This window comes from Kocuria rhizophila (genome assembly GCF_003667225.1).
Taxonomy (GTDB): Bacteria; Actinomycetota; Actinomycetes; order Actinomycetales; family Micrococcaceae; genus Kocuria; species Kocuria rhizophila.
Genome location: NZ_RCOM01000113.1, coordinates 1 through 5824, shown reverse-complemented (window position 1 = coordinate 5824; position 5824 = coordinate 1). Strand labels below are relative to the sequence as shown.

The window sequence follows — 5824 nt, the reverse complement described above, 5'->3', positions numbered from 1 at the left end:
GTCGGGGTGGGTGCGAGTGGCACGAAATGTCTTGACGTGAGACTGCGTCTCAGGGCACACTGACACTCAAACACTGTGGTGCACACCACCCCTCGACCTGACACAGGAGCCCCGCGTGAGCGAACAGTCCTTCCCGTCCACCGTGACCATCGCCGTGACCACCCCGGTGCTGCCGGGACGTGAGAAGCCCATCGCCCTGGTCAGCCTGGACTCCACGGACCCCAACGGTCTCGTGATCTGGGGCTCCCAGGCCATGCGCGATCTGCAGCGGGAGCTCTCCGCGATCGACACCACGCAGGTGGAGGCCGTGGTCGTCACGGGCAACCAGAAGTCCTTCGGGGCCGGTGCCAACCTCAAGGAGATCCGTGCGGCGCAGCTGAGCGGCACCTCGGACGAGTACGTCGGCTCCGGCCACGACGCCTTCGGGGTGCTCGCGGAGATGGACGTGCCCACGTTCTCCCTCATCACGGGAGTGGCCCTGGGTGGCGGCTTGGAGCTCGCGCTGCACACCGACTACCGTCTCTCCACCTCCGGCAAGGCCCCCATGGGTCTGCCGGAGTGCCACCTGGGCTTCTTCCCGGGCTGGGGCGGTGTCCACCTCCTGCCCCACCTCGTGGGAGCGGAGGCCGCGCTGAACATCATCGTGACCGACTCCATGCGCGGCAAGAACCTCAACCCGGCCAAGGCCGCGGAGATCGGGCTCGTGGACGCCGTGCTCGAGGGCGCTCCCGGCTCGGAGCAGTGGGACACGTCCTGGCAGAACTGGGTGGTCGAGGTCCTCGAGGGCAAGCACGAGCCCCGCCGCACCACGGAGGACGCCCAGACCTGGGACGCCGCGGTGCAGAAGGCGGCCGCCAAGGCGGAGCAGGCCTGGCACGGCGCCGCTCCCGGCCCCGTGGCCGCCATCGAGCTCGTGGGCCGCGCCCGCACCGACTCCCGCCTGGAGAACGCGGAGGCCGCGGTCGAGGCGTTCAAGACCATCGTGCAGTCGGAGCCCGCGCGTGCCTCTCTCTACGCGTTCGAGCTCGTGAGCGCCCGCAGCAAGCAGGCCGCCAACGTCCCGGACGCTCCCGTGCGGGAGATCAAGAAGGCAGCCGTGATCGGCGCGGGTCTCATGGCGGGTCAGCTGGCGTCCCTCATCGCGCAGGGTGCCCGCATTCCGGTGGTCATGACGGACCTGGACGACGAGCGGCTGGCCGCCGGTGTGCAGCGCACCCGGGACCGGTTCACGGCCCAGGCCAAGAAGGGTCGCATGACGGAGGAGCAGGCCGAGCAGCTCGGCGCGCTCATCACGGGCGCCCGGAGCCCGGAGGACCTCGCGGACGCGGACTTCGTCATCGAGGCGGTCTTCGAGGAGCTGGACGTCAAGCGCCAGGTCTTCGCGCAGTGGGAGCCCGTCATCAAGGAGGACGCGATCCTCGCCACGAACACCTCCTCGCTGTCCATCACGGCCATGGGCCGGGACCTCCAGCACCCCGAGCGGCTCGTGGGCTTTCACGTGTTCAATCCGGTGGAGGTCACCCCGCTGCTCGAGATCGTTGCGGGCGAGAAGACCGACGACTCCACCCTGGCCACCGCGTTCGACCTCGCCGCCAAGCTGCGACGGATCGCGGTGCGGGTGGAGGACGCCCCGAGCTTCGTGGTCAACCGCGTGCTCACCCGCATGTTCGACGAGATCGGCCGCGCCATGGATGCCGGGGGAGACCCGCAGGCCGTGGACCACGCCCTGGATCCCATGGGTCTGCCCATGACCCCGCTGCAGCTGCTGGACTTCGTGGGTCCCGCGGTGCTGGTGCACATCACCCACACCATGAACGACGCCTACCCGGACCGGTTCACCCTCTCCCCGTGGCTCAACGCCGTGGCGGACGCCGGCCTCAAGAACACCCTGCCGACGCGCGGCGAGACGTCCGAGACCTACCTCTCCGAGGGTGCGAACGAGGCCCTCGAGCGCACCCGCCGGGACAGCGGCGTCGCCGCACAGTCCGGTGACGGCGCGGACGGCGAGCTGCTCACGCGCGTGCAGGATGCCCTCGCGGACGAGATCGGCCACATGTTGGACGAGGGCGTTGTCGCCACCGCCCGGGACATCGACCTCTGCATGATCCTGGGGGCCAACTACCCGTTCCACCTGGGTGGCATCACCCCGTACCTGGACCGCTGCGGCGCCGCCGAGCGTGTCCGGGGCGCCCGGTTCGACGCCGCCCAGCAGTAGCACTTTCCAGAAGGACTGAGGAGTCACCATGAGCAAGGACAGCACGGAGACCACTGGCATCACCATCAGCCACCCGGAGGACTTCCCCACGGGCACCCTGGAGCCGCACTACGACCTGAACGAGCCCCTGGCCACGGACGAGGCCGGGATCTTCGAGGGCATCACGGAGGAGGACCGCGCGCACCAGCTGCGGGCCAGGACCTTTGTGCAGGAGGACGTCCTGCCCGTCATCGCCGAGTACTGGGACCGCGGCGAGTACAACCTCGACCTCGTGCGCCGCATGGGCGAGCTCGACCTGCTCCGCGACGGCGTGGACGTGCCCGGCATGCCCCCCATGTCCAAGATGGCCGCCGGCCTGGTGGCCATGGAGCTCTCGCGCGGTGACGGCTCCATCTCCACGGTGTCCGGTGTCCAGGGCGGGCTGGCCATGCGCTCGATCGCCCTGTGCGGCAGCGACGAGCAGAAGCAGCGCTGGCTGCCGGACATGGCCACTGGCAAGCTCCTCGGTGCGTTCGCGCTGACCGAGCCGGCCCACGGCTCCGACTCCATCGGGCTCGAGAGCAAGGCCACCCCGGTGGAGGGCGGATACATCCTCAACGGCGCCAAGAAGTGGATCGGCAACGGATCCATGGGCGGGATCACCGTGGTGTGGGCACGCAGCGACGAGGACGGCGCCGTCCACGGGTTCGTGGTCCCCCAGGAGTCGGAGGGCTACACGGGCACCACCATGAAGGCCAAGCTGGCCCTGCGGGCCATCCACCAGGCTGAGATCACGCTCGAGAACGTCTTCGTGCCCACGGAGAACGTCCTGCCGCACGCCAAGAGCTTCCGGGACACCTCCGCTGTGCTGTTCGCCACCCGCATCGGGGTGGCCTGGGCCGCGGTGGGCCACGCCCAGGCGTGCTACGAGACCGCGGTGCACTACGCCAAGCAGCGCCACCAGTTCGGGCGCCCGCTGGCCGCATCGCAGATCGTGCAGGAACGGCTCACCCGCATGCTCAGCGAGCTCACCCAGATCCAGACCCTCGTGATGGCCATGGCCCGCAAGGAGGAGGCCGGGACGCTCAGCGGTCCGCAGGCCTCGCTGGCCAAGTACACCGCCACGCGCACCGCGCGCCAGGTGGCCTTGAACGCCCGGGACCTGCTGGGCGGCAACGGCATCCTCATGGAGAACCGTGTGGCACGGCACTTCGCGGACATCGAGGCCATCCACACGTACGAGGGCACCGAGACGGTCCAGGCGCTCATCATCGGCAAGTCCGTCACGGGGATCTCCGCCTACAAGTGACCCGGCGGGGTGTGCCCCGACCGCCGACTCCTTAGGAGCACCATGTTCGCCAACACCGAGCCCATGACTCCCCTGCGCTTCCTGGAGCGCAGCGCGGAGGTCTTCCCTGATCGCCGTGCGGTCGTGCACGGGTCCCGGGAGTGGACCTACCGGGAGTTCCAACGGGACGTGCACCGCTTCGCCACGGCGCTGCTGCCTCTGGTGGCCGGGGCGCAATCCCCCGGACCCGAGGGGTACCGCCGGGAGGAGGACCCGGCGGAGGGAACGTCCCGAGCGGCGTCGTCGACCAGCGAGGAGTTCCAGGGGGTGGATCTTCTGGAGCGGGACTGGCCCACCGTGGCCATGGTGGCCCCCAATGTGCCTGCCGCGCTCATGGCGCACTACGCGGTGCCCGCGGCCGGGGCCGTGCTGGTGCCGCTCAACCCGCGGTTGAGCGCTCGGGAACTGAACTACATCCTCGAGCACTGCGGGGCCCGCGTGGTCCTCGCGGACGTCTCAGCGCTGGAGACCGTGGCCGAGGCGCTCGCGAACCGTCCCGGGGTCGCACTGGTGCAGATTCCCGACGACCAGGCGGGCCTGCCGGCCGTGCGGGACGGGGTGGGAGCGGGCGTGCCCACGCTCGAGGAGTTCCTGGACGGCACGCCATCGGCTCCGCCCCAGACCGAGGGCACCGCCGGCGGGGCAGTGCGCTGGGCCGTGGCGGACGAGAACACGCCCATCACCCTGAACTACACCTCGGGCACCACGGGCAGGCCCAAGGGAGTGCTGTACTCCCACCGGGGGGCGTACCTGAACAGTCTGGGTGAGGTGTTCCACAACGGCTTCACGGGCGAGACCCGGTACCTGTGGACCCTGCCCATGTTCCACTGCAACGGGTGGTGCACCACGTGGGCCGTGACGGCCGCCGGCGGTACGCACGTGTGTCTGCGAGCGGTGCGCCCGGACGCCATCTGGCAGGCATTCGACCAGGAGGGCATCACCCACCTGTGCGGCGCCCCGGCGGTGTGCTCGGTGATCGTGGATGCGGAACAGGCGCACCCCCTGGAACATCCCATCCGCATCACCACGGCGGGAGCCCCGCCCGCGCCGAGCATCATCGAGCGCCTGGAGACCGCCGGTTTCGAGGTGGTCCACGTGTACGGGCTCACCGAGGTGTTCGGCCCCATCACCATCTGCGAGCCCCAGGAGCAGTGGCGGTCCCTGTCCGCGTCAGACCGGGCGCGGCAGATGTCCCGGCAGGGAGTTGCCATGATCCAGGCGGAATCTGCTCGGATCGTGGATCCCGACATGCAGGACGTCCCCGCAGACGGGGAGACGCTCGGGGAGGTCGTGCTCCGGGGCAACAACGTGATGATCGGCTACTACAGGGATCCAGAGACCACACGCGAGGCGTTCCGGGGCGGCTGGTTCCACACCGGGGACCTCGGGGTGATGCACCCGAACGGGTACATCCAGCTCACGGATCGCGCGAAGGACGTGATCATCTCCGGAGGCGAGAACATCTCCTCGATCGAGGTGGAGCAGGCGCTCTACTCCCACCCGGACGTTCTGGACGTGGCCGTGGTGGGGGTGGCCCACGAGAAGTGGGGGGAACGACCTGTGGCCCACGTGGTGCGGGCAGGCGGCTCCCAGGTCACGGAGGACGAGCTGCGTGAGCACGTGCGCTCGCAGCTCAGCGGATTCAAAGTGCCGGACACCGTGACCTTCAGCGACGAGCTGCCCCGCACGGCCACGGGCAAGGTACGCAAGAACTTGCTGCGCAACTGACGAACTTGGCGGCCCCAGTGCCGCTGGCACGGGACCACGCGCCGGCGGGGGAGGTTGCGCCCCAGCGAGGGAGCCCCACTGGGCAGGGCAAACGCCGTTTTGCACAGGTCAGCGGCCGTGTGTAATGTATTCCGAGTCGCCGCAAGGACGGACAGCCGAGAGCTGGCCTGGACGGTCGACCAGCCCCCTTCCTCCACAGGAACCAACCGCATGAGAACGTCGAGTTGCGGACCGGATGAGGAACGGATAAGCTAGTCGAGTTGCCAACAGGACAGCACGAGAGCTTCCGAATCACGGCAACGCAAACTTCCAATCCAAAGCCCTGGATCAGGGTTTAGATGTGGTGTGTTGTTTGTCAACTCAATAGTGTGTCTAGTTTGTTGATACCAGAAGTTTTATATTTTTGGTTGAGGCCCAGCATCTTTTTAGGTGTTTTCCCGTTTCCTGGGGGTGTTGGGTGTCAGCTGGGATCCCACCGTACCGCGTTTCGCGTGGTGGGTGGTTTCTGTTGAATTTTTTGACGGAGAGTTTGATCCTGGCTCAGGACGAACGCT

3 protein-coding genes are annotated in these 5824 nt (G+C 68.4%); all 3 read left to right on the top strand.

Features of this window, described 5'->3' with window-relative positions; translation table 11 throughout:
• Positions 1-115 precede the first annotated feature (115 nt).
• From D9R02_RS11060 to D9R02_RS11050, 3 genes are read left to right on the top strand one after another with little or no spacing between them, the layout of a single operon-like run.
• On the top strand, positions 116-2215 hold the full coding sequence (locus tag D9R02_RS11060; RefSeq protein WP_121566917.1) for a 3-hydroxyacyl-CoA dehydrogenase NAD-binding domain-containing protein: 2100 nt from the start codon (positions 116-118) through the stop codon (positions 2213-2215).
• Between the two features lie 28 nt (positions 2216-2243).
• A complete protein-coding gene (locus D9R02_RS11055; protein ID WP_121566916.1) occupies positions 2244-3503 on the top strand; it encodes an acyl-CoA dehydrogenase family protein in 1260 nt (419 codons plus the stop codon).
• A 42-nt stretch (positions 3504-3545) separates the two neighbouring features.
• Positions 3546-5270, top strand: a complete 1725-nt coding sequence (locus D9R02_RS11050) for an AMP-binding protein (RefSeq protein ID WP_019310759.1) — start codon at positions 3546-3548, stop codon at positions 5268-5270.
• Positions 5271-5824 lie beyond the last annotated feature (554 nt).